2 protein-coding genes and 1 pseudogene are annotated in these 1,923 nt (G+C 44.1%); 2 read left to right on the forward strand and 1 reads right to left on the reverse strand.

The features are described 5' to 3' along the window. Together EAE93_RS23765 and EAE93_RS23770 are read left to right on the forward strand one after the other, a co-directional pair. The coding region (locus EAE93_RS23765) for a hypothetical protein (RefSeq protein WP_214040714.1) at positions 1-1,098 on the forward strand (1,098 nt) is incomplete at its 5' end. Between the two features lie 13 nt (positions 1,099-1,111). Beyond that, on the forward strand, positions 1,112-1,450 hold the full coding sequence (locus EAE93_RS23770; RefSeq protein ID WP_172911360.1) for a DUF6572 domain-containing protein: 339 nt from the start codon (positions 1,112-1,114) through the stop codon (positions 1,448-1,450). 221 nt (positions 1,451-1,671) lie between these two features. Here EAE93_RS23770 and EAE93_RS23775 read toward each other — a convergent pair. Next, a pseudogene (locus tag EAE93_RS23775) lies at positions 1,672-1,923 on the reverse strand (hypothetical protein); the annotation flags it as partial.

Consider the following 1,923-nt stretch of genomic DNA (forward strand, 5'->3'; position numbering starts at 1 on the left):
GTTGAGAATAATGCGCTGGCCTCGCGAAATCTGGGTGATTGCCGCACGCTGTCACCGGAAGCGTGCGGCAAGGCTAAGGAGCTGAGCCAGCGCATTCTGGATAAAGGCTTGCCGTCAGTGGAGGACATGCGCGGTAAACTGGCATCGTGTCAGGATGACAGCTGCCGTAAAAGGGTCTGGACAGAATACCGGCAGGCCAGTGATGCGACCATCAACAGCCTGAAACAGATGGCGTTGAGTGGTGAGTTGAGCCGCGAAGAACTGGCATTCATCAACCATGAGCTGGGTAAAGAGCTGGCTGTTTCAGGTTACCGTGCCAATGACAAGCTGGGGCGTTCAGAGCAGAGCAGTTGGCTAAATGGCGGCAACGGACCCCTCTCCGGGTTCTTTAACACGGAACTGCGCCAAAAAGAGCTGGAAAACGCCGGGTTATCCAAAGCCGATGCGGCGCAGTACGTGCAGGAAGAGCAGCGTAACCTGTTGCTGCTGGAGACTGCGGTCGGAGCTATTGGGGCAAAAGCTAATAGAACTTCTGTGAATATAGTCGGAAAGGGAACTACTCAGACAGGAAAAGGGACAACATTACCTGCGGGCTATACCCCAAAAGGAAATTCAGTTACTGGGCCAAAAGATGGTGTTTATAATAACACTGGAAAAATAGACGCATCAGGAAACACAATTTATAGTTACAATGGTGGGTACTATACGTTTGAAAATGGCGTGAAGACAAGAATTCAATCACCTAATTCTGGCTCACAGACACAACAGAATTATGAGAAAGGTAAAGAATTTGAACAATCTACTTACGATAAATTCAAAGTTGATAAAGTTGAATCAGCACGGGAAATTACTGTCAAAACAGAGAGTAATATAAAAATAAGGGTTGACATGATAGGAAAAGATAAAGAAGGAAACATTATCTGTGTTGAATGTAAAAGCTCATCAACTGCTCCATTAACAACAAATCAAAAGAAAGGTTTTCCTGAACTTGAAACCAAGGGGGGCACTGTCGTTGGTAAAGGAAAACCGGGTTTTGAAGAAGGGAGCAAAATACCGCCAACCAAGGTTGACATTATCAGACCTACTTCTAAAGATTGAGTAAGGAGTTAATATGTCTATAGAAGACGTGAACAAAATAGATATGATAGGTATACCTAATAACAATGAAAACTTAGTTGTTCTAGGATTAACTGATCATTTGCCGTGGAGTGGTTCGATAGAAGAACATTTACTGAAACTACAAGAAAAAATAAATAGTTATATTCGTTTTATTGAAAGCGGGGAGATATACGAAAGCTTTCCTGCTTCCTGTGGAAAAAGTGAAATGCTAATAGAAGTTTATTTTAAGTATCATATCCCACATGAATGTGCCGATTTTTTGGAAAAGGTTGGAGAAATTCTTGCACCTGTTAATATTCAGTTAAGATATGAAGAAAGTGATATTGCTTAAATATATGTATTAATTATTTGCTCTCAATGATCAGATTAGCGCATAGGGCTTGCTCATTGCGCTAATTTCAATCCTTTTATACCTCTGATATCAGGAGACCGATACGGGAGCGTTACTAGCACTACCTATATCGCAATACCAACGGAGAGTCGTTGAATATTCGTACTCAGTGCCCCCAGTTGCAGCTGTTGCAGGGTAATAACAACAAAGACCAGGTGTGGTCATGCAAAAACCGTGCGCAACCCGAAGTCACCGTGTATCAGAACATCGCAGGGGTACCGTTCACCCGTTGCTGAAAAAGGCGCGACACTAACAAGTGCCCGGTGGGAAAAACCGATCTTCGGGGGCGAAAAACGCGCCAGGGGGTTTTGGGTTCGGCGGTGAACGCACATTGGAAAAAACGGGTTGTAACTGACTGAGGACATTGGGAAAATCGGCGTCTGGCGGTCAACTTTGCAATGGAATGCATTGTT

Origin of the sequence: Photorhabdus akhurstii (assembly GCF_018448925.1) — a bacterium.
Lineage (GTDB): Bacteria > Pseudomonadota > Gammaproteobacteria > Enterobacterales > Enterobacteriaceae > Photorhabdus > Photorhabdus akhurstii.